This window comes from Mycolicibacter engbaekii (assembly GCF_002101585.1).
Classification (GTDB): domain Bacteria; phylum Actinomycetota; class Actinomycetes; order Mycobacteriales; family Mycobacteriaceae; genus Mycobacterium; species Mycobacterium engbaekii.
The window spans coordinates 21,909-41,924 of sequence record NZ_LQOT01000017.1; the positions used below are offsets into that span (position 1 = coordinate 21,909).

General features: G+C 67.9%; 23 protein-coding genes and 1 pseudogene. 12 read left to right on the plus strand and 12 right to left on the minus strand.

Annotated elements, in window-relative coordinates; genetic code table 11:
* Nucleotides 1–10: 10 nt before the first annotated feature.
* Together AWC02_RS04190 and AWC02_RS21820 are read right to left on the minus strand one after the other, a co-directional pair.
* The gene (locus tag AWC02_RS04190; protein ID WP_085127516.1) at nucleotides 11–622 is read right to left on the minus strand and encodes a superoxide dismutase; all 612 of its coding nucleotides are present in this window, start codon (nucleotides 620–622) and stop codon (nucleotides 11–13) included.
* A 198-nt stretch (nucleotides 623–820) separates the two neighbouring features.
* Nucleotides 821–979 (minus strand): hypothetical protein, encoded by a 159-nt coding sequence (locus tag AWC02_RS21820; protein ID WP_165757837.1) that lies wholly within the window; start codon nucleotides 977–979, stop codon nucleotides 821–823.
* A gap of 397 nt (nucleotides 980–1,376) precedes the next feature.
* Here AWC02_RS21820 and AWC02_RS04195 point away from each other — a divergent pair, with 397 nt between their 5' ends.
* A complete protein-coding gene (locus tag AWC02_RS04195; RefSeq protein ID WP_085127518.1) occupies nucleotides 1,377–2,453 on the plus strand; it encodes a DUF4328 domain-containing protein in 1,077 nt (358 codons plus the stop codon).
* A gap of 4 nt (nucleotides 2,454–2,457) precedes the next feature.
* Nucleotides 2,458–3,270, plus strand: a complete 813-nt coding sequence (locus tag AWC02_RS04200) for a glycerophosphodiester phosphodiesterase (RefSeq protein WP_085127520.1) — start codon at nucleotides 2,458–2,460, stop codon at nucleotides 3,268–3,270.
* Between the two features lie 16 nt (nucleotides 3,271–3,286).
* Here AWC02_RS04200 and AWC02_RS04205 read toward each other — a convergent pair whose 3' ends face one another.
* From AWC02_RS04205 to AWC02_RS04220, 4 genes are all read right to left on the minus strand, one after another.
* On the minus strand, nucleotides 3,287–3,823 hold the full coding sequence (locus tag AWC02_RS04205; RefSeq protein ID WP_085127522.1) for a ferritin: 537 nt from the start codon (nucleotides 3,821–3,823) through the stop codon (nucleotides 3,287–3,289).
* Between the two features lie 116 nt (nucleotides 3,824–3,939).
* The gene (locus AWC02_RS04210; RefSeq protein ID WP_085127524.1) at nucleotides 3,940–5,133 is read right to left on the minus strand and encodes an LCP family protein; all 1,194 of its coding nucleotides are present in this window, start codon (nucleotides 5,131–5,133) and stop codon (nucleotides 3,940–3,942) included.
* A gap of 26 nt (nucleotides 5,134–5,159) precedes the next feature.
* Entirely contained in the window at nucleotides 5,160–5,912 is a 753-nt protein-coding gene (locus tag AWC02_RS04215) for a CPBP family intramembrane glutamic endopeptidase (RefSeq protein WP_085127526.1), read from the minus strand.
* Between the two features lie 16 nt (nucleotides 5,913–5,928).
* Nucleotides 5,929–6,768 carry a DUF2470 domain-containing protein gene (locus tag AWC02_RS04220; protein WP_085127528.1) on the minus strand — a complete coding sequence of 280 codons (840 nt, stop codon included), beginning with the start codon at nucleotides 6,766–6,768 and terminating at the stop codon, nucleotides 5,929–5,931.
* Nucleotides 6,769–6,900: 132 nt separating this feature from the next.
* Between AWC02_RS04220 and pheA the strand changes: the two genes are divergently transcribed.
* Both pheA and AWC02_RS04230 read left to right on the plus strand, forming a co-directional pair.
* Nucleotides 6,901–7,767 (plus strand): prephenate dehydratase, encoded by an 867-nt coding sequence (gene pheA, locus AWC02_RS04225; protein WP_085127530.1) that lies wholly within the window; start codon nucleotides 6,901–6,903, stop codon nucleotides 7,765–7,767.
* Nucleotides 7,764–8,453 (plus strand): histidine phosphatase family protein, encoded by a 690-nt coding sequence (locus tag AWC02_RS04230; protein WP_085127584.1) that lies wholly within the window; start codon nucleotides 7,764–7,766, stop codon nucleotides 8,451–8,453. The genes pheA and AWC02_RS04230 overlap by 4 nt, the downstream gene beginning before the upstream one ends.
* Here the strand turns inward: AWC02_RS04230 and AWC02_RS04235 are convergent.
* The 3 genes and pseudogenes from AWC02_RS04235 to AWC02_RS04245 form a co-directional block, all read right to left on the minus strand.
* Complete coding sequence (locus AWC02_RS04235; RefSeq protein WP_085127532.1) at nucleotides 8,450–8,638, minus strand: hypothetical protein; 189 nt, start codon at nucleotides 8,636–8,638, stop codon at nucleotides 8,450–8,452. The two genes, AWC02_RS04230 and AWC02_RS04235, sit on opposite strands and share 4 nt — an antisense overlap.
* A 54-nt stretch (nucleotides 8,639–8,692) precedes the next feature.
* Nucleotides 8,693–9,043 (minus strand): metallopeptidase family protein, encoded by a 351-nt coding sequence (locus AWC02_RS04240; protein WP_085127534.1) that lies wholly within the window; start codon nucleotides 9,041–9,043, stop codon nucleotides 8,693–8,695.
* A 17-nt stretch (nucleotides 9,044–9,060) separates the two neighbouring features.
* A pseudogene (locus AWC02_RS04245) lies at nucleotides 9,061–10,158 on the minus strand (septum formation family protein); the annotation flags it as partial.
* Nucleotides 10,159–10,232: 74 nt separating this feature from the next.
* Here AWC02_RS04245 and serS point away from each other — a divergent pair.
* Entirely contained in the window at nucleotides 10,233–11,495 is a 1,263-nt protein-coding gene (gene serS / locus AWC02_RS04250; protein ID WP_085127537.1) for a serine--tRNA ligase, read from the plus strand.
* Here serS and AWC02_RS04255 read toward each other — a convergent pair.
* Nucleotides 11,456–12,064 (minus strand): TetR/AcrR family transcriptional regulator, encoded by a 609-nt coding sequence (locus tag AWC02_RS04255; RefSeq protein ID WP_085127585.1) that lies wholly within the window; start codon nucleotides 12,062–12,064, stop codon nucleotides 11,456–11,458. The two genes, serS and AWC02_RS04255, sit on opposite strands and share 40 nt — an antisense overlap.
* A 149-nt stretch (nucleotides 12,065–12,213) precedes the next feature.
* Between AWC02_RS04255 and AWC02_RS21825 the strand changes: the two genes are divergently transcribed.
* From AWC02_RS21825 to AWC02_RS04275, 5 genes are read left to right on the plus strand one after another with little or no spacing between them, the layout of a single operon-like run.
* A complete protein-coding gene (locus AWC02_RS21825) occupies nucleotides 12,214–12,384 on the plus strand; it encodes a hypothetical protein (protein ID WP_165757838.1) in 171 nt (56 codons plus the stop codon).
* A complete protein-coding gene (locus AWC02_RS04260; protein ID WP_085127539.1) occupies nucleotides 12,381–12,806 on the plus strand; it encodes an MmpS family transport accessory protein in 426 nt (141 codons plus the stop codon). The genes AWC02_RS21825 and AWC02_RS04260 overlap by 4 nt, the downstream gene beginning before the upstream one ends.
* Nucleotides 12,803–15,751 (plus strand): MMPL/RND family transporter, encoded by a 2,949-nt coding sequence (locus AWC02_RS04265; RefSeq protein ID WP_085127541.1) that lies wholly within the window; start codon nucleotides 12,803–12,805, stop codon nucleotides 15,749–15,751. The genes AWC02_RS04260 and AWC02_RS04265 overlap by 4 nt, the downstream gene beginning before the upstream one ends.
* Entirely contained in the window at nucleotides 15,751–16,080 is a 330-nt protein-coding gene (locus AWC02_RS04270) for a DUF732 domain-containing protein (RefSeq protein WP_085127543.1), read from the plus strand. Before AWC02_RS04265 ends, AWC02_RS04270 begins: the two co-directional genes overlap by 1 nt.
* Nucleotides 16,077–16,517 carry a DUF5078 domain-containing protein gene (locus AWC02_RS04275; protein ID WP_085127545.1) on the plus strand — a complete coding sequence of 147 codons (441 nt, stop codon included), beginning with the start codon at nucleotides 16,077–16,079 and terminating at the stop codon, nucleotides 16,515–16,517. Before AWC02_RS04270 ends, AWC02_RS04275 begins: the two co-directional genes overlap by 4 nt.
* Nucleotides 16,518–16,521: 4 nt before the next feature.
* Here the strand turns inward: AWC02_RS04275 and AWC02_RS04280 are convergent, their stop codons facing one another.
* Both AWC02_RS04280 and AWC02_RS04285 read right to left on the minus strand, forming a co-directional pair.
* Nucleotides 16,522–17,082, minus strand: a complete 561-nt coding sequence (locus tag AWC02_RS04280) for a TetR/AcrR family transcriptional regulator (protein ID WP_085127547.1) — start codon at nucleotides 17,080–17,082, stop codon at nucleotides 16,522–16,524.
* Nucleotides 17,083–17,138: 56 nt separating this feature from the next.
* Nucleotides 17,139–17,612, minus strand: coding sequence for a DUF2834 domain-containing protein (locus AWC02_RS04285; protein WP_085127549.1), 474 nt, complete (start codon nucleotides 17,610–17,612; stop codon nucleotides 17,139–17,141).
* An 85-nt stretch (nucleotides 17,613–17,697) separates the two neighbouring features.
* On the opposite strand from AWC02_RS04285, the gene AWC02_RS04290 reads away from it, so the two are divergent.
* Together AWC02_RS04290 and AWC02_RS04295 are read left to right on the plus strand one after the other, a co-directional pair.
* Nucleotides 17,698–18,330, plus strand: a complete 633-nt coding sequence (locus AWC02_RS04290) for a TetR/AcrR family transcriptional regulator (protein ID WP_085127551.1) — start codon at nucleotides 17,698–17,700, stop codon at nucleotides 18,328–18,330.
* 65 nt (nucleotides 18,331–18,395) lie between these two features.
* Nucleotides 18,396–19,958 carry a phytoene desaturase family protein gene (locus tag AWC02_RS04295; RefSeq protein ID WP_085127553.1) on the plus strand — a complete coding sequence of 521 codons (1,563 nt, stop codon included), beginning with the start codon at nucleotides 18,396–18,398 and terminating at the stop codon, nucleotides 19,956–19,958.
* The last annotated feature ends 58 nt before the right edge of the window (nucleotides 19,959–20,016 follow it).

A 20,016-nucleotide genomic window follows, 5' to 3' on the forward strand; every position in this document is an offset into this window, starting at 1 on the left:
ACTTAGAAGATCAGACCAGGGTCTTCGAGGTGGCAGCCTCGAAGCGAGACTGCACGTCGGCCCAGTTGACCACGTTCCAGAACGCCTTGACGTAGTCGGCCTTGACGTTCTTGTACTGCAGGTAGAAGGCGTGCTCCCACATGTCGACCTGCAACAGCGGGATGATGCCCAGCGGCACGTTAGCCTGCTGGTCGTAGAGCTGGAAGGTCAGCAGCTTCTTGCCGAGGGTGTCGTAGCCCAGTACCGCCCAGCCCGAACCCTGCAGGCCGTTGGCGGCTGCGGTGAACTGCGCACGGAACTTGTCGAACGAACCGAACGCATCATCGAGTGCCGCGGCCAGTTCGCCGGTCGGCTTGTCGCCGCCGTTGGGGGACAGGTTCTTCCACCAGATCGAGTGGTTGACGTGCCCGCCGAGGTGGAAGGCCAGGTTCTTCTCGTTCAAGAAGATGGCGGCGTGGTCGTCGTTGGCGCGAGCCTCTTCGAGCTTCGCCAGCGCGCTGTTGACGCCGGCCACGTAGGCGGCGTGGTGCTTGCTGTGGTGCAGTTCGTTGATCTGACCCGAGATATGCGGCTCAAGGGCTCCGTAATCCCAGTCCAAGTCCGGCAAGGTGTAGTCGGCCACGGGGTTCCTTCCTTCGGTCAGTGCTGATCCGGTGTCAATCACCGTTGATCATTGTCGACAGGTGCTGATGGTCTGGCGCCACCCCACCAGACCAGGGTCAGGGGTGTGGTGAGCCACCTCGTCCAACACTGCTCTAACAGCGGAAGTACCGCAACAACCGGTTACACCGGCCGGGGGCCCCGTGCCTGGCAGCGGGGTTCAGGTCAGGACGAGCGCAAGCAGGAATGACAGCAGTACCAAAGCGATCAGTCCGGCGCGCAGCGACGCCAACAGATAGGCGCGCTTGTAGGTCGACGATCCCGAATGCCAGGCCGACCCCGTCACCACGGATCCGGATCCGATCGGGCGTGCCGTCATGCTTCCAGCCCCCTACTTCGCCGCGCGCCCACCCGCGTGAGGCGCATCACACCGTTACTGTGACGGCGATCATAGCGCTTTGTGCGCCCCGTGGAAAAATTCACTGCGATAACCCCACTTACCTGCGCCGATGTGTTTGCGGCCGGTCGGGGACGGTTAGCCGATCAAGCGATTTCGCTCGGTGCTGTTAGTCGCTGCCCTCGTTAGGCGGCGCGTTATCCACAATCGATGCGCCGCGCCGTATATAACGGGCACATCACGACGCCTGCGACCCGTGCCGGGGGTGTGGATAACCCTGTGGAAACTGTGGATAGCCAGAGGTAGCTGACCGGGTGCCGAGCAGGCCGGTGGTCGGGCAAACCCGGACTGACACGTTGGCACCCATTAGGCTGGTGCGGTGATCCAGGTGTGTTCCCGCTGCAACACGCGGTGGAACGTGCGCGACCGTCAACGGGCCTGGTGCCCGCGCTGCAACGGCGCCCTGTGGGCGCCGCTGACACCCGAGCAGGAAGCCCAGTTGCAGTGGACCCCGCCGGGGCCACCCGCACCGCCCGCCGCGCCCGCGCCGGGGGCACCGAAGCCGGGGCTGCGGTACCGCTGGATCGCGGTGCGGCCCGGCCCGCCGCCTCCGCTGCCTGCGCAGCGCCGCCCCCTCGGACCCACGCCGCGTTATGAGGTGATGCCGCGCTGGACGCTGATGGGCGCGCCGGTTCGCGCTGCGGCACAGGGGCACTCGGGAGAGCGGCCGGCGCCCACGGCACGTTCGCTGGAGCGGGCGCTCGGCGCAGCCGTTGCCGCTCTGGGTGTGGCGGCCCTGGTTCACGCGCTGATCTATGTCTTGATGATCGTCAATCGCACCAGGCTGCTCAATCCCCTGCTCGCCGGCGGGGCGGTGTGGCTGGGACGGTTGGCCGGGCTCGCCGCGATCGCGGCGGTGGTCGGCTGCGCCGTGGTGCTGACCCGCTGGCTGCTGGCCCGCCGATCGGCGACCTTCGCTCGGCTGCATCGGCCGGAGACGCGCCCCGCCTGGGCGCTGTGGGCCGGATGCCTGGTGCCGGTGGTCAACCTGGCCTGGGCTCCGGTGTTCGTTCTGGAATTGGCCGAGCGGGAAGGCCGGCTGGCCCGACTGCGCAAGCCCATTGTGGTGTGGTGGGCCGTGTGGGCGGCCAGCACCGCCGTCGCGATCTTCGCCACGGCCACCAGCTGGGCCGACGGCGCCCAGGGCATTGCCAACAACATCGTGGCCACGGTGCTCGCCTATCTGCTCGGTCTGGCGGCGGTGGTGACCGCCGCCCGTGTGGTCGAGGGATTCGAGCGGCGCTCCATCGGCCGGCCCTCGCACCATTGGGTGGTGGTGGGAGACGGGGCCGCCCCCGAGCTCGCAGCGGGGCGGCGGGCGGCGCCGCAACCAGCGCAGAAAACTCCGGCTCCGGGGCCGGCTCTTGAGCCCGACGGGCGGGAACCGGCAGCATAGGCCCATGACCCCGGCCGCCGATGTCGTCTCGGAGCACCCGTTCGTGGTCGCGCACCGGGGTGCCTCTGCCGATCGGCCGGAACACACGCTGGCCGCCTACGACTTGGCGTTGCGGGAGGGCGCGGACGGCGTCGAGTGCGATGTGCGGCTGACCAGTGACGGCCACCTGGTCTGTGTGCACGATCGGCGGGTGGACCGGACCTCCAGCGGTGCCGGCGTGGTCAGCGAGATGACGCTGTCGCAGCTGCAGAGCCTCGATTTCGGCGCTTGGCACCCCGGCGGGCAAGCCGGTTCGTCCGAGCCTGTCAACGGCGATACCGGCCTGCTCACGCTCGACGCGCTGGTGGCGCTGGTTCTGGACTGGCACCGGCCGGTGAAGATCTTCATCGAAACCAAGCATCCGGTGCGGTACGGCTCGATGGTCGAGCGTGAGGTGCTCGCGCTGCTGCAGCGTTTTGGGCTCGCCGCGCCGGCATCGGCCTCGCGGTCGCGGGCGGTGGTCATGTCGTTCTCGGCGGCGGCGGTGTGGCGGATTCGTCGCGCCGCGCCCCTGCTGCCGACCGTGCTGCTCGGGTCCGGTGCCCGGTATTTGGGCGGCGGGGCGGCGACGACGGTGGGAGCGACGGCGATCGGTCCCTCGATCGAGACGCTGCGGGAACACCCCGAGCTGGTGGATCAGGCCGCCGCGCGGGGCCGCGCGCTGTACTGCTGGACCGTGGACCGCGCAGAGGACGTCGACTTCTGTCGCGACGTCGGCGTCGCCTGGATCGCGACCAATCAGCCCGCCCGAACCAAGGCGCGGTTGCGGGCGGGCTGACGGATCAGCGCGGGGATCAGGCGCCGGCGATACGCGGCGCGCCGGCCTCCTGGCTCACGGTGATCTCGCGGGCGATGAAGTTCTCCAGCTCGAACAGGTTGTGCCCGGCGCGGTCGGCGACCCGGAGTAAGCGGGTCATCAGGGCCACCTCTTCGACCTGCTCGCGCAGGAACCACTGCATGAACTGCTCGCCGAGGTGATCACCCTCATCGCGGGCGGCGCTGGTGAGCCGGCTGATCTGCTCGGTGACACTGCGCTCCTGCTCGAGCGTCAGCGCCAGCGCATCCCGCGGGCCATCGAAGTTGTTACGCACCGCGTCGACGCCGGGAATCTCGACACGGATGTCGCGGTCGAGCAGGTACTGCACCAGCATCATCGCGTGGTTACGTTCCTCGACGGCCTGGGCGTAAAAGAACTTCGCCAATTGTGGCAAATCCTCGCCGTCGAAATATACCGCGACCGCAACGTATTGCTGCGCCGCGGTGAATTCGTGGTAGATCTGCTCTTGAAGCAGCGCGTGGAATTTCGTCGTGTGAAGGTCGGTCTCGATCATGATCGCGATGCTACCCCTGGTCAAGTGGGGTGCGCACCGAAGGCGAGGCTTACTCAGGTCAGCTTTCCCTAAGTAAAGATAGGGTTGCATAATGCTTCCGAAGAATTAGGTAGTGCTTAATTCTCCGGCCCCGCCGAAGGCGGCATATCCCGGCGTAATGCATCGAATAGCATCGCGGCCTCGGCGCGGTCCCAGACGACCGCGTCCCCGGCGGCGGTCTGGACGAACGCCCCGATCGGCACGGTGAGGGTGACGGCGGTGCCGCGCAGCGCCCAGCCCAGGGCCGTCAGGTCCATGACGCCCGAACCGTCGTCGAGGCGGACCGCGTGTGCGGCGGCGCGGGGCACGGTGTACCAGCGCAGTGGATCGAGCCACACGGCCGGATCGGCGAGGCGGGCCGACAGCGCCGAAAGAAACAGCCGCTGGTGGTCCATCCGGTCCAGGTCGGCGCGCGGGGTGGCCCGGCTCCGCACAAACCCCAAGGCAGCCGCGCCGTCAAGGGTCTGGCAACCGGCGGGCAGCTCGAGGCCGGCCAGCGCGTCGTCGATCGGTTCCGGTGTGCACATCGTGACGCCGCCGAGTGCGTCGACGAGCGCGGCGAAGCCGCCGAAACCGATCTCGAGATAGTGGTCCAGTCGCATCCCAGTGGCTTGCTCCACCGTCCGGGTCAGCAGCGGAGCGCCGCCGAGGGGATATGCGGCGTTGATCTTGTCCTGGCCGTAGCCCGGAATCGTGACGTAGGAGTCACGGGGCAGCGACACCACGGTGGCCGGGGAGCCCGACCCCGGGCTGGGCAGATGGACGACCAGCAACGTGTCGGTCCGTCCGTCGCCGATGTCGCCACCGGTACTGAGGTCCTGCTGCTCGCGCAGGCTCAGATCGGCACGGCTGTCCGAGCCCGCGAGCAGCCAGGTCGTCCCGCGGCCCGGTGCCGGGCGGTCGTCATAGGCGGAGAACGCCACGGTCCGCTGCAGCGTGGTGTCGAGCCACGCCGCGGCGCTCAGCACGGCCGCCGCCCCGAGCAGTACCACCAGCAGCGCGAGCACCGCCAGGCGGCGCGGCCAGGATCGGCGCCGGCGCGCGGTGTGCGGGCGTGCGGCCGGAGTTCGCGCGCCCGCAGGTCGCGCCGCCGGCCGGGGCGGCGGCGTGGCCGGGCGCGGCACGCGCCCAGGCGCCGCGGGTTGGCGGCCCGCTGCCGGCTGTCCCGGCGAGCCCGGGCGGGGGGCGGCGTCGCGATACAGCAGCGGCGGCGGCTCCCGGCGCGGCGGTGCGGAGTGCCAGGGCCCGCCCTGCCTGCGATCGCCGTTCACCTGCCTAATCTACGTACCGTGGGCCATCAGCGCAGCCAGCCCAGCTTCCCGGCGAACAGCGCATACCCGACGAACGCCACGGTGTCGATCAGGCCGTGGGCGAGGATCAGCGGCCACAGCCGGCCGCTGCGTTGCCAGGTGTAGCCGAACACCAGCCCCATGGCGATGTTGCCCAGTCCGGCCCCGAAGCCCTGGTAGAGGTGGTAGGTGCCCCGCAGCAGGGCCGAGCAGGTCACGGCCACCCATGGCGAGACCCGCAGCTGGCGTAACCGGGTCAGCAGGTAACCGACGACGATCACTTCCTCGGCGAACCCGTTGGCGAACGCGATCACGGTCAGCATCGGGGCGCGCCACCACGTGTCGTTGAGTGCCGCGGGGACGACGTCTGCATTGAGGCCCAGAGTTCGTGCCAGCAGGTACAGCCCCAGCCCGGGCAGACCGATCAGGGCGGCCAGCCCGAGCCCGCCGGCCAGGTCGACGCGGCGCGGCCATCCGTTCAGCCCGATGCGGCCCGGCCCGAATCCGCTTCGCCACAGCATGTACAGTGCCAGCGCTCCCCAGGCGATCAGTTGCAGTGCCCACGCGGCGTTGAGGCCCAGGTCGACCCAGTCGAAATAGGACCGGCGCGGGTTCAGCGGGATCCGCTGCGCGCTGAGGTCTCGCAGCACCGCGTCAGCGAGCTGCAGAACTGCGGTCAGGGCGCTCAGTCCGTAGGTGACCGCCAGGACGAGGACGATTTCCAGGCGCAGGGCGCGTCGCGGGGTCGCCGGCTCGGTCACCTCGCCACGGTAGCCGCTACCGCGGTGGGCGGCGGGGGGGAAGCCCGTTGAGAAACGGGCAGCCCAGCAGCGCGCGCACCGCGCGGTTCAGGCTCGACACATCGGCGACCGGCCGCGGGAAGGCCAGCCGGACGTCGCGGTCTTCGTCGTGGGCCTCCACCCGCAGCCATATGCCATAGCGGTCGACGGCCAGCGGGCGCACCTGTCCGCGTCGCAGCTGTGGCGGGAGTTTGGCGGCGGCGAGCCGCGCGACCATCTCCGGGTGCGCCGAGTCCAGGTGCTGCAGCCAGTGCGCCTCGATTGCGCAGAACGGGTCCGGGCGGGCGGCCAGCAGGTCGCGTACGTCGACCGCCTCGGCGCCCGTGGAGTCGGCCAGCACGGCCGACTCCGGGCTCAGCCGCAACAGGGTGTAGGTGATCTCCGAATCGTGACCGTCCGGTCCGCTCGTGTCGCGGAACTGGCCTGCCGAACGCGGCGAGACCACCTGCAGCAGCGCCGGATCCGGGGCGACCGCGGCGATCCGGTCGAGCACCGCGGGAATCTCGTGGCTGGGCACCGGGCGCAGCAGGCCCCGGATCCAGGCCAGGGCGCGGACCCGCTCGCGTAGCCGCAACGGTGCATGGTCGGTCAGTTCGAGCATCGCCGGTACGCCGGAGCCGGCGGCCGCGTCGGTGACGGGGTCCCCGACCGGAACGGCGACCACCACGTTCCCGTCGCTCATCAGGTGGCAGACCGGCGCCGTGACGGGCGCGGTGTCGGCGCGATCGGCGATCGCCAGGAGTGCTTGACCTCGGATGCAGGCGCTGCGAATCCGCTCGGCGGAGGTCGGGACGGTTGCTACGGCGGTGGTGCGCATCGATCCCCTTTCAAGTGAGGTAAGCCTAACTTAATTAATGACCCGGGTGGCCGCAACCGGAAAAGCGAAGCCGGTGCCAAGTGCACCCGCACGTTGACGGCGTTGGCGTGCTGTGGCCGATAGGGTTGTCCGGTGACCCGCATCAGCTATCTCGGCCCGGCGGGGACCTTCACCGAAGCGGCGCTGCTCGCGTTGACCGGCGCCGGAAGGGTTCCCGGCGCCGACCCTGTTCCCCTGCCGGTCGAGAGCACCCCGGCTGCCCTCGACGCGGTGCGTACCGGACTCGCCGACTATGCGTGCGTGCCGATCGAGAACTCGATCGAGGGCGGCGTGACACCCACCCTCGATGGGCTCGCTTCCGGGCCGCCGTTGCAGATCTTCGCCGAAACAGCCTTGGGCGTAGCGTTTTCCATCGTTGTCGCGCCCGGACGCAAGACCGGTGATATCCGCACGGTGGCCGCTCACCCGGTGGCCGCCGCGCAGGTTCGGCACTGGCTGGCCGAGCATCTTCCGCTGGCCCAGGTGGTGCCGGCCAATTCCAATGCGGCGGCCGCGCAACAGGTCTGTGAGGGCGAGGCGGACGCCGGGGTGAGTACCGCGCTGGCCGCCGAGCAGCGCGGGTTGGCCGCCCTGGCCCAGGGCGTCATCGACGAACCCAACGCCCGCACGCGCTTCGTGTTGGTGGGCGTCCCGGCGGCGCCTCCGCCGCGCACCGGCGCCGACCGGACGTCGGTGGTGCTGCGCCTGGAGAACGCGCCCGGAGCTTTGGCGGCCGCCCTGACAGAGTTCGGAAGCCGCGGAATCGACCTGACCCGAATCGAGTCCCGGCCGACGCGCACCGAGCTGGGCACCTACCTGTTCTTCCTGGACTGCGTGGGCCACATCGAGGACGCGGCCGTCGCGCAGGCCCTGCAGGCGCTGCGCCAGAGCTGCGCCGAGGTCCGCTACCTGGGATCGTGGCCTGTCGGATCGGCGAATCGATGCGGGGCGCGGGCATGAGCGGGCGATTGGTGCTGTTACGGCACGGCCAGTCCTATGGCAACGTGGACCGCCGCCTCGACACCCGCCCGCCCGGTTCGGAGCTCACTCCGCTGGGCCGTGACCAGGCCAGGGGGTTCGCGGCTCAAGGTGTGCACCGCCCGATGCTGGTGGCCCATTCGGTGGCGACCCGGGCGGTGCAGACCGCCGCGGAGATCAGCGGCCGGCTGGGCGTGACGGCCCGCGTCGTCGAAGGCATCCACGAGGTTCAGGCCGGTGCCCTGGAGAACCGCAGTGACGACGAGGCGATCGCTGAGTTCAACGCGATCTACCAGCGCTGGCACTCCGGTGAGCCGGACATCGCGTTGCCCGGTGGCGAGTCGGCCGAGCAGTTGCTCGACCGCTACCTCCCGGTGGTGACCGACCTGCGCAGGCGCTACCTCGACGATGACGACTGGACCGGCGACATCGTGGTGGTCAGCCACGGCGCGGCGATCCGGCTGGCCGCGGCCACGCTCGCGGGTGTGGACGGTTCCTTCGCCCTGGATCATCACCTGGTCAACGCCACCGCCGTGGTGCTGGCACCGATCACCGACGGCCGCTGGAGCTGCGTGCAGTGGGGATCGCTCACGCCGCCGTTCTACCCCGAGCCCGGCGCGGACCCGGTGGGCGACGCGTTGCGGTCCGACACCGATCCGATGGGTTAGACCGCCAGCGCGTACACCTGCGCGCAGCGGCATCCGACCGCCTCGCAGTCCAGGGCGAACGCGTGGGGCAGCACCTCACCCGGGCACCCGTCCTCGGTGCACTCCGCCGCCTGGTGCAGATGGTGGATGAGTGAGCCGTGGCAGTGCTCCAGCCCTGCCCGGCAGTCTCGGCAGTGGTCATCCATGGATCGTTCTTAGCACTGGGCGCCGACAACACCGAACCGGCGCGCCGAGCGGCGTCAGCTCCAGCCGAGCTGGTGCAGCCGGTCGTCGTCGATGCCGAAGTGATGGGCGATCTCGTGGATCACCGTGATCCGGACTTCGTCGACGACCTCCTGTTCGGATTCGCACATCTCCAACAGCGCGTCGCGGTAGATGGTGATGGTGTCGGGCAGCGAGCCGGCGTAGCTCGAATCCCGCTCGGTCAGCGCGATCCCCTCGTAGAGCCCCAGCAGGTCGGGCTCCTCGGGATTGCGGTCCTCCACCAGGATCACGACGTTGTCGAAGGCCTTGGCCAGTGGCGCCGGGATCAGGTCCAGCGCGTCGGCGACCAGATCGTCGAACCGGCGCGGGTCCATCTGCACACTCACCGCGGCTGGCTACCCGCGGGCAGTTGGTTCAGTCGCTCCGCGGGGATCGACGGCGGCGGGACCGGCGGCTGACCGTTGATCAGCAGCGGGCCGCGGGCACTGTTGATCAGCGCGGCCCAGCCCCCGTTGCCCAACGTGGCCCCGAGGCTGCAGGCCACCTCACGGCTGCCCGCCGCCCAGCTGGGCAGCGAGACGGTGGCATAAGTCAGGGTCAGCGTCGTGTCGCGCAGCTGGACCGGGTCCAGGTAGGCATCGGTGAGCCGGGTGCAGGCCTCTTTGATGAACGCATCCTGCTCGGGCTCGGACGGCAGGGCGTCGGGGAACCGTTCGGCCAGGTTGACCGTGCCGGTGACCTCCTTGGTATGCGGCGCCGCGCAGTCGACGGGGACGTCGTTGGGCTGGTTGGTGGCCGGATCGATACCCAGGCAGGTGCCCGGCGGCCACACCTTCGACTGGTTGATGTCGGCCACCTTGCCGACGAACGCGGTCTGCCGCCCACCCACGCCGGGCAGCTGCAGGCCGCACAGCATGCGCCGTTCACCGTGCTGCCGCCAGGCCCGCTCGCCGGCCCACAGCATGCTGGCGACGAACTTGCTGTGCGGGTCGAACTTGACGCCCAGGTACCGGCGCACCGAGGACTCGCATTGTTCCTGGGTGATCTGCTCGATGCGGGCCATCGACGGCGGTGGTGCTTCCGGGCCGTACTCCGAGCCCGGGAACATCTTCATGTCCACGGGACCGGCGACCTCGAACTTGTGCTCCTCGGCGCAGCTGACGATCGTCGCCGCGTCCAGGTCGTCCTCCGGCCAGTTCAGGCAGTCGCCGGCAACTGCGCGATCGATCGCCTCGTTGCCCTTGACCGTGCCCAGGCCCAGGGCGGGGCCGGTCCCCTTGCCGCCCGTTCCGGGGGTCGGCTGCGCAGTCAGACGGCCCAGCAGCCCGCCGCTGCCCTCGCCCAACACCGGGACAACGGTGACGAAACCGGCGATCAGCAGCCCGCCCAGGGCGGTCAACAGCAGGGCGCGCCGGGTCGCGGCGGCCGGAAGCACGCGTCGCCAAGGCCCCCGCTTGGCGGGGGGACTCTCCTGGTCGACTGCCTGTGACATCGCGTCCATTCTGACAGGCAGCCGCAGCGGCGTGACAAATGATGCGAAAGTGATGCCACCAGCTGTGGTTGTAGGGTTTTGCCGTGATCGACCTGAAGCTGCTGCGTGAAGACCCCGACCGTGTCCGCCGCTCTCAGGTGGCTCGCGGCGAGGACCCGGCCCTGGTGGACGCCCTGCTGGCCGCCGACTCCGCACGACGCGCCGCCATCGCGTCGGCCGATGCGTTGCGTGCCGAACAGAAGACGGCCAGCCGCTCCGTGGGGGCCGCGTCCGCCGAGGAACGCCCCGCCCTGCTGGCCCGGGCCAAGGAACTCGCTGAGCAGGTCAAGGCGGCCGAAGCAGCCCAAAGCGAAGCCGAAGCGGCCCTCACCGCCGCGCACATGGCGATCGCCAACGTCGTGATCGACGGCGTGCCCCCGGGCGGTGAGGACGACTTCGCGGTGCTCGACACCGTCGGCGAGCCGCCGGCCATCGAGCACCCGCGCGACCACCTGGAGCTGGGCGAGGCGCTGGGCCTGATCGACATGGGGCGCGGGGCCAAGGTCTCCGGCTCGCGCTTCTACTTCCTCACCGGCCGCGGCGCCCTGCTTCAGCTGGGCCTGTTGCAGCTGGCCGTGCGCGTGGCGGTCGACAACGGCTTCACCCCGATGATCACTCCGTCGCTGGTCCGCCCGGAGGTCATGTCGGGCACCGGCTTCCTGGGTGCCCACGCCGACGAGGTGTATCGGCTGGAGGCCGACGACCTCTATCTGGTGGGCACCTCCGAGGTGCCGCTGGCCGGCTATCACTCCGACGAGATCCTGGATCTGTCCGGCGGGCCGTTGCGCTACGCCGGGTGGTCGTCGTGTTTCCGGCGGGAAGCCGGCAGTTACGGCAAGGACACCCGGGGGATCATTCGGGTGCACCAGTTCGACAAGGTGGAGGGCTTCGTCTACTGCCGTCCCGAAGACGCCGAAGCCGAGCATGAACGGCTGCTCGGCTGGCAGCGCGAGATGCTGGCCCGCATCGAAGTGCCTTACCGGGTGATCGATGTGGCCGCAGGCGATCTGGGCTCCTCGGCCGCCCGCAAGTTCGACTGTGAGGCGTGGGTGCCGTCGCAGGGCACCTACCGGGAGCTGACGTCCACCTCGAACTGCACCACCTTCCAGGCCCGCAGGCTGGCAACCCGCTACCGCGACGAGAACGGCAAGCCGCAGACCGCCGCCACGCTCAACGGCACGCTGGCCACCACCCGGTGGCTGGTGGCGATTCTGGAGAACCACCAGCAGCCCGACGGCAGCGTGCGGGTCCCGCAGGCGCTGGTGCCCTACGTCGGGGTGGACGTGCTGGAGCCGCCGGCTTCCTGATCCGTGTCGGCCTCAGGGGCGAAGAGCCGGCGTGAGCAGTCCAGCAGCATTCGGTGCAGGTCCTCGTTGGGAATGTCTGAAATTGTGGGATCGGCTGCTGCGCCTAGGATTCCGGGCACCAGAACGGCGATCGCGATGAGGGTGGCCGAGTCGGGCTGTGGCCCTGCAAGGATGGCCTGCAACCGGCGCGAGGCGTCTCGGAAGTCCCCGATGGCCTCGACGATCCCCACAACGGCGGGGTCGGTGTGGACCAGGGTGGTGGTGCGGCGGTGCCTCACGGCCAGTTCGATGATGCCGCTGATGGTGGCCTCACGCTGAATGTCGCGCGATCCGATCGCCTCGGCGATACTGACCACCCGCGCGATGTCCTCGAACACCGGACGGAACACCGCGACCACGATGTCCTCTTTGCAGTGGAACTGGTAATACACCGCCGACTTGTTGACGCCCAGTCGCTCGGCGATCATCTGTAGCGACGTGCCGCTCACACCGTGCTCGCTGAACAGTTCTTGCGCGGCCGCCAACACGCGCTCCCGCGCGAAACCCCGCGGCGTGATCGTCTTCGCCACTTGCATGCCTCCCTGTTGCGGTCGACCGCTCACGGAGTGAGCCACACCGCACAGTTTTACTGACTGATCGCTTGATTCTACTTTACCAACCGTATAACTTAGCTATCCGTCACGCTTAACCGCAGATCCGGGCAGAAGGGGTGCCACTGATGTTGAACCCGCAGGTGCACAGGCTTTCCCGGCCCGAACCGGCCACTCCGGGCGCGAGCCAGGTGGCCCCGGGCGTCACCGCCGATGTGGTCGATGCGCCGGAGATCGGGGCCGACGACCACGTCCTGGTGGTCAGCAAAGCCAGCGGCACGGCGCGGTCTGATCGATGAAGGGCCTGAAGCGGGCGTGGATGCCACTGCTGATCGTGGTGGTGGTGGTGCTCGGCACGCTGACGGTGCTGCGGTTGCGCACCTACTTCGGCGGCGAGAATTCCAACCTCATCAGCACCAAGGTCAACGACACCAAGCCGTACAACCCGAAGGTCGTAACCTACGAGGTCTTCGGTGAACCCGGCGCGACCGCCGACATCAGCTACCTCGACCTCGACAGCAGACCCCAACGCGTCGACGCCGCGACACTGCCCTGGTCGGTGACCTTGAGCACCACCTTGTCCGCGATCTCTCCCAACCTCTACGCGCAGGGCAAAGGCTCCACCCTGGGCTGCCGCATCAGCATCGACAACGAGCTCAAAGACGAGAGAATTGCCACCGGCGCCAGCGCCCTGACCTTCTGCTTGGTGAAATCCGCATGAGCAGCGCCACGGAAAACCTCCCCCTTGACGCCCCGACCGCGGCCATCTCCGCGGTTGCCGCCGGCCACGCCAAGCCCGGCCGGATTGCCAAATGGATTCGGCGGCTGGCCGTTCCGATCATGCTGGGCTGGATCGGGATCATCGTCCTGGCGAACGTGACCGTTCCCCAGCTGGAGAAGGTCGCCGAAATGGCCGCGATCCAGATGACGCCGGACGACGCGCCGTCGATGATCGCGGTCAAACGCCAGGGCGAGGTTTTCAAGGAGTTCACCTCCAACAGCTCGGTCATGCTGGTCCTCGAGGGCGAGGAGCCGCTGGGCGCTGATGCCCACCACTACTACGACCAGATCATCGACAAACTCAAGGCCGACACCACCCACGTCGAGCACGTCCAGGACTTCTGGGGCGATCGTCTGACCGCCGCTGGAGCCCAGAGCCCGGACGGCAAAGCCGCGTACGTGCAGATCTACACCGCGGGTAACCAGGGCGAGGCGCTGGCCAACGAATCGGTCAAAGCGGTCAACGAGGCGGTCGACAGCGTTACCGCACCACAGGGAGTGAAGGCGTATGTGACCGGCGGCGCGGCGCTGGCCGCCGATCAGGACAAAGCCGGCACCCGCAGCATGCACGTCATCGAGTCGCTGACCTTCGTGGTCATCATCACCATGATGCTGACGGTCTACCGTTCGATCACCACGGTGCTGCTGGCGCTGGCGATGGTGGTGACCGGGCTGGCATCGGCTCGGGGCATCGTGGCGTTCCTGGGCTATCACGGTCTGATCGGGCTCTCGCCCTTCGCCACCAGCCTGTTGGTGACACTGGCCATCGCGGCAGCCACCGACTACGCGATTTTCCTGATCGGCCGATATCAGGAAGCGCGCAGTGCTGGTGAGGACCGGGAGCAGGCGTACTACACCATGTTTCGCAGCACCGCCCATGTGGTGCTCGGGTCGGGCATGACGATCGCGGGTGCCACGCTGTGCCTGCACTTCACCCGATTGCCCTACTTCCAGTCATTGGGGATTCCGCTCGGGATCGGCATGACCATCGTCGTCATCACCTCGTTGACGATGGGGTCCGCCGTCATCGCGGTGGCCGGCCGGTTCGGCACCCTGCTGGAACCCAAGCGGGCCAATCGAGGCCGCGGCTGGCGGAAGATCGGCGCGGCCGTAAGCCGTTGGCCCGGACCGATTCTGATCGCCGCCACCGCAGCAGCCCTGGTCGGCATCCTCGCCCTGCCCGGATACAAGCCCGGCTACAACGACCGCGCCTACATGCCCGCGGATCTCCCCGCCAACCAGGGGTTCCTGGCCTCGGACCGGCATTTCCCCTCAGCGCGGATGAACCCCGAGATGCTCATGATCGAAACAGACCACGACATACGAAACTCCGCAGACTTTCTGGTGATCGAGCGAATCGCCAAACGGGTCACGGGGGTGGAGGGCGTGTCCCGGGTCATGTCCATCACCCGGCCGCAGGGCATTCCGATGGAGCACTCCACCTTCGGCTACATACTCGGCATGCAGGCCGTCGGCCAGGACATGACCCGCAAGTTCAACGATGACCGCACAACGGAGATGTTGGCTCAAGCAGAGGAGATGCAGGTCAACATCGACACCATGACCAAGATGATCGAGCTCATGGAGGAGATGAACGCCACCATGGGACGCATGGTGGGCAAGATGCACCTGATGGTCGACGAGATCGAAGAACTGCGCGACAAGATCGCCGATTTCGACGACTTCTTCCGGCCGATGCGCAGCTATTTCTACTGGGAGCCACACTGTTTCGACATTCCTATCTGCCACGCGCTGCGATCGGTCTTTGATGCGATGGACGGCGTGGACACCATGACGGACAGTTTCCAGCAGATCGTTCCGGACATGGATGCAATGGCCGCGCAACTGCCGCAGATGCTCACGCTGATGCCGCCGATGATCCAGATGATGAAGAACACCAAGGCCATGATGCTGACCACTTACGCCACCCAGAGCGGACTGGCCAAGCAGGCGCAGGAGGCCCAAGGGGATCCCGCCGCAATGGGGGAGGCCTTTGACAAGGCCCGCAACGACGACTCGTTCTATCTGCCGCCGGAGATCTTCGACAACGCCGAGTTCCAGCGCGGCATGAAGAGTTTCGTGTCTCCAGACGGGCGTGCCGTGCGGTTCATCGTCAACCACGAGGGTGATCCACTGAGCGCAGAAGGCATCAAGCACATCGACGCGATCAAGCTCGCCGCCAAGGAAGCCATCAAGACCACCCCGTGGGAGGGCTCGAAGATCTACGTCGGTGGTACTGCCGCGATGTTCAAAGACATGCAGGAGGGCTCCAACTACGACCTGATGATCGCCGGCGTCGCGGCGTTGTGCCTGATCTTCATCATCATGCTGGTGATCACTCGCGCCGTGGTGGCCGCGCTGGTGATCGTGGGCACCGTGGTGGTGTCACTCGGCAGTGCCTTCGGGCTGTCGGTGTTGCTCTGGCAGAACATCATCGGTCTGCAGGTGCACTGGATGGTGATGGCGATGGCGGTGATCATCCTGTTGGCGGTGGGGGCCGACTACAACCTGCTGCTGGTCTCCCGCTTGCGGGAGGAGATCCACGCCGGCCTGCACACCGGCATGATCCGGGCGATGGGCGGCAGCGGGTCGGTGGTGACCGCCGCGGGACTGGTTTTCGCCTTCACCATGATGACGATGGCGATCAGCGAACTGCGCGTGATCGGTCAGGTCGGTACCACGATCGGCCTGGGCCTGCTTCTGGACACCCTGATCATCCGCTCGTTCATGACGCCGTCGATCGCGACGCTGCTCGGCAAATGGTTCTGGTGGCCGCAGGTGCCCAGGCTGCGTCCCAAGCCCGCACCCTGGCCTGCGCCGTTGCAGCGCGGCCCGCGTGACGAGCTTGTGGGGTCCGGCGGCGCAGCGCAGCGGGGAGGTTGGTGATGAAGGCGGCCATATGGGCGCTGGCAGGTGTGCCGGCGGCAATTCTTCTCGCGGTGCCCGCGCACGCCGACGTCGACACCGACTTCGCCGGCCGGTTGCACGGTTACGGGATCTACGGGGCGCGTGACTACAACGCCTGGATCGGCAAGCTCACCTGCAAGCGGCTGATCAACGGCATCGACCACGACGCGTTCCAGTCGGCCGCCTTCGTCGGCAAGAACCTCAAAGGCGCCGACTCCCAGCAGACCTGGCAATTCCTGGGTGCGGCGCTGAGCACTTACTGCCCGGACAAGCTGATCGTGGTGGAACAGGCTGGAGGTCTTCGATGAACCGCAAGAGCTGGGCTCTGGTGGTGGGGCTGCTGACCGGTATGGCCGCGGCGGGGACCGCGTCGGCGGATGCGACGGAGAACTTTCCGATTCCCAACCGGATGCTGCACACCAGTTGTAGTGCCGAACAGATCATGGCGGCCGCCCGCGATGTCACGCCGGTCTACTACCAGCGCTACATGATCGACTACAACAACAAGTCCCCGCAGCTGCATCAGGCGGTGCAGGACCGGATCCACTGGTTCTACTCCATGGACTACTCGGGCCGGCGTGCCTATTCGGAGAACCTGGCCACCGATATCTACTACGAGAAGCTCGCCTTCGCCTGGCCGAACTGGTCCAAGCTGTTCTTCAACAACCACGGGGTCGCGGCCCGGACCACCGACGTCTGCGAGCAGTATCCCGCCCAGGACATGGGGGTGTGGAGTTGGACCTGACCCCTCAGGTCAGTGGCTCCACAACCCGCCGTGCGATGGTCAGCAGGATCTCATGCAGTTCCTCGTCGGCGATATCTGCAAGCTCCGGATCGGCTGCCGCGGTGAAGGTTCCCGCCATCAGCGCGGTCGTGATCACGCGGGCCGTCGCGTCGGGTTCGGGGCCGCGGACGATGGCCGCCACATCATCGCTGACGGCCATGAAGTCTTCGCGGGATCGCACCGCATGCTCGACGGCGCGGTCATAGAACAGGAACGTGAGCCGGCGATAGCGTACGGCGAGTTCGACGACGCCGCTCACCGTCACGTCCCGCTTGCCCTGCTGGGTGGGCATGGCCTGGGCGATCTTGATGACCCGCACGATGTCATCGAACATCGGCTCCACCAGTGCGACGACGATGTCATCGCGGGACCGGAATTGGTAGTAGACGGCCGGCTTACTCACGCCCAGCCGGTCGGCGATCATCTGCATGGACGTCCCGCCCACGCTGTGCTCGACGAACAGGTCCAGCGCAGCCTGCAGCACCCGCTCACGCGCCGATCCGCGCGGCGCCACCGGCTTGGCCACGACATTCCTCCCGTCGTCGCGGCCAGCCTATCGCGCGAGGTAAGCGTGGCCGGCGGCTACGCCGCGGCCTTGACGTGCCGGCGCTGGCGCTCCATGGTGGCGAAGTAGAAGGCGTAGGCGAACGCGCAACTGGTGAACAGGCTCGACACGAAGTAGAGCCACGGCTGGCGCAGCCCGCGGCGGTAGCCGTCGACAATGGTGAACAGCGGCAGCAGGACGACATTGATGATCGTGTAGTCCTGGCTTGCCGAGCCGGCCGCCGGATTGGTGTACATCAGCTGGATGTAGTGCGTCCAACTGCCCGGTCCCCAGATCGGATTGTGGTTGGGCCCGTGCGCGTATTCGTTGACGAACCGGATGTTGAAGTACCAGCCCAGCACGATCGAACCGATTCCGACCGCGTAGAACACCATCTCCAGCGGCGAGAAGAGTGCGCCGCCAGACGGTTTCGCAAAAACGGCCCGGTTGGAAGACACGATCCACCAGATGGTCGCCAGGCCGAGTACCGCATGCACGATGAGCGAGATCATGCGGGCAGTCTCTCACCGCCTGGCTTCAGTTTTGTCAAAATTGCCGTCATCGGTCGCCCTGGCGCGCTGCGGTACGTTTACCCGCATGCCCCGAGCGCCCCAGACTGCGCGCAGCGAACGCACCCGCGAAGCGTTGCGCCAGGCCGCACTCGTGCGCTTTCTGGCTCAGGGCGTCGAGGACACCTCCGCTGAGCAGATCGCCGCCGACGCCGGCGTATCGCTGCGAACGTTTTATCGGCACTTCACCTCCAAGCACGACCTGCTGTTCGCCGACTACGACGCCGGGCTGCAGTGGTTTCGCAGTGCCCTGGCCGCGCGCCCGCCGGGTGAGCCGATGATCGAGTCGGTCCAGGCGGCGATTTTCGCGTTTCCCTACGACGTCGAAGCGGTGACGCGCATCGCCGCGCTGCGCGCCGAGGAGCTCGATCCGGAACGCATCGTGCGCCACATGAGGCAGGTGGAGACCGACTTCGCAGACGCCGTGGCCGAACGGCTGCGGGCCACCGCACCCGGCGGCGCGGCGCGGACCGGCGACGGCGAGGCGCAGCCCGGACCGGCGCAACAAGCAGGCGATGCGCTGCCGGTGGCGGTGACCGCGCGCTGCATCGCGGCGGCCGTGTTCGCCGCGATGGAGGTCTGGATGCTCGGGCAGGACCGCTCGCTGGCGGAGCTGGCCCGGATGTGCCGCGAGGCCCTCAATTCGCTGCGCAACCTCTAGTTACGGCAATATTGACAAAACTAGGCCCGCGTGCCAGCGTTCCCGGAAAGCGGGAAGGCGGATCGATGACCGATTACGACGCGATCGTCATAGGGTCCGGGCATAACGGCCTGGCCGCGGCGGTCATCCTGCAGCGCGCCGGACTGCGCACGCTGTGCCTGGAGGCCGGGCGCTATGCCGGGGGGATGGCGTCGACGGTGGAGTTGTTCGACGGCTACCGGTTCGAGATCGCGGGCTCGGTGCAGTTCCCGACGTCGGCCGCGGTCAGTGCGGAGCTGGGCCTGGACGGTCTGGACACCGTCGACCTCGAGGTCATGTCGGTGGCCATGCGCGGCATCGGTGACGCGCCCCTGATCCAATACGCCGATCCGATGAAGATGTTCACCCACCTCAGTGAGGTGCACGGCGCCGAGGCGGTCAACGGCATGGCCGGCCTGCTGGCCTGGAGCCAAGCCCCCACCCGGGCGCTGGGCCGTTTCGAGGCGGGCCGCCCGCCGAAGTCGCTCGACGAAATGTATGCCTGCGCCACAAACGAATTCGAACGCTCCGCCATCGACGACATGCTGTTCGGCTCGGTCACCGACGTGCTGGACCGGTATCTGCCTGACCGGGAGAAGCATGCGGCGTTACGCGGCTCCTTCACGGTGCTGGCGGTCAACACCCTCTACCGCGGACCGGCCACCCCCGGCAGTGCCGCCGCCCTGGCCTTCGGCCTGGGGGTGCCCGACGAGAACACCGTCCTGATGAAGAAGCTGCGCGGGGGGATCGGGGCACTTACCGGACACCTCTGCGAGGAGTTCACCGCACTGGGCGGGCAGCTGCGGCTGCGCACCGTGGTGGCCGAAATTCTGGTCGACCGAGCCGGACCCCGGGTCAGCGGCGTGCGCACCGACGGCGGCGACACCGTGAGCGCACCGGTGGTGGTATCGGCCGTCGCCCCCGACGTCACCGTCACCCGGCTGCTCGACGCGGCTTCGGTGCCTGAGGACATCCGCGCCCGCTACGCCGGAATCGACCACCGGGGCAGTTATCTGCAGATGCATTTCGCCCTGGACGAGGCGCCGGAGTTCGCCGCTCCCTACGAGATGCTCAACGAGCCCGCGATGCAGGCGTCGCTGGGCATCTTCTGCACGCCCGAGGAGGTGCAGAAGCAGTGGGAGCAGGCCCGTCGCGGCGTCGTTCCGGCCGACCCGACGGTGGTGTTGCAGATCCCGTCACTGCACGACCCGGAACTGGCGCCGCCCGGCAAGCACGCCGCGTCGGCCTTCGCCCTGTGGTTCCCCATCGAGGGCAACGGGAACTACGGCCAGATGAAAGTGGAGATGGGCCAACGGGTGATCGACAAGATCACCCGGCTGGCACCGAATTTCGAGCGCAGCATCACCCGGCACACCACCTTCACGCCGCGCCACATGGGCACCATGTTCGGTGCCCCCGGCGGCGATTACTGCCACGGCCTGCTCAACCCCGACCAGATCGGCCCGAACCGTCCCGGCCCCACCGGGTTCTTGGGACAGCCGTTACCCGTGCAGGGCCTGTATCTGGGCAGCGCGGGCTGTCACGGCGGTCCCGGGATCACCTTCATACCGGGCTATAACGCCGCCCATCAGGTGCTGGCAGACCGCTGACCAGGACGCCGAGCGTGTAACCAGCACGAAAAATCCCACCGGAATTCGGTCTGAGTGC

Coding starts and splice junctions, on each gene's coding strand:
- AWC02_RS04235 (WP_085127532.1), bottom strand. CDS start 8,638: ATGGATGACCACTGCCGAGACTGCCGGGCAGGGCTGGAGCACTGCCAC.
- AWC02_RS04265 (WP_085127541.1), top strand. CDS start 12,803: ATGAGCAGCGCCACGGAAAACCTCCCCCTTGACGCCCCGACCGCGGCC.
- AWC02_RS21825 (WP_165757838.1), top strand. CDS start 12,214: ATGTTGAACCCGCAGGTGCACAGGCTTTCCCGGCCCGAACCGGCCACT.
- AWC02_RS04230 (WP_085127584.1), top strand. CDS start 7,764: ATGAGCGGGCGATTGGTGCTGTTACGGCACGGCCAGTCCTATGGCAAC.
- AWC02_RS04205 (WP_085127522.1), bottom strand. CDS start 3,823: ATGATCGAGACCGACCTTCACACGACGAAATTCCACGCGCTGCTTCAA.
- AWC02_RS04275 (WP_085127545.1), top strand. CDS start 16,077: ATGAACCGCAAGAGCTGGGCTCTGGTGGTGGGGCTGCTGACCGGTATG.
- AWC02_RS04200 (WP_085127520.1), top strand. CDS start 2,458: ATGACCCCGGCCGCCGATGTCGTCTCGGAGCACCCGTTCGTGGTCGCG.
- AWC02_RS04285 (WP_085127549.1), bottom strand. CDS start 17,612: ATGATCTCGCTCATCGTGCATGCGGTACTCGGCCTGGCGACCATCTGG.
- AWC02_RS04295 (WP_085127553.1), top strand. CDS start 18,396: ATGACCGATTACGACGCGATCGTCATAGGGTCCGGGCATAACGGCCTG.
- AWC02_RS21820 (WP_165757837.1), bottom strand. CDS start 979: ATGACGGCACGCCCGATCGGATCCGGATCCGTGGTGACGGGGTCGGCC.
- AWC02_RS04220 (WP_085127528.1), bottom strand. CDS start 6,768: ATGCGCACCACCGCCGTAGCAACCGTCCCGACCTCCGCCGAGCGGATT.
- AWC02_RS04290 (WP_085127551.1), top strand. CDS start 17,698: ATGCCCCGAGCGCCCCAGACTGCGCGCAGCGAACGCACCCGCGAAGCG.
- AWC02_RS04260 (WP_085127539.1), top strand. CDS start 12,381: ATGAAGGGCCTGAAGCGGGCGTGGATGCCACTGCTGATCGTGGTGGTG.
- AWC02_RS04270 (WP_085127543.1), top strand. CDS start 15,751: ATGAAGGCGGCCATATGGGCGCTGGCAGGTGTGCCGGCGGCAATTCTT.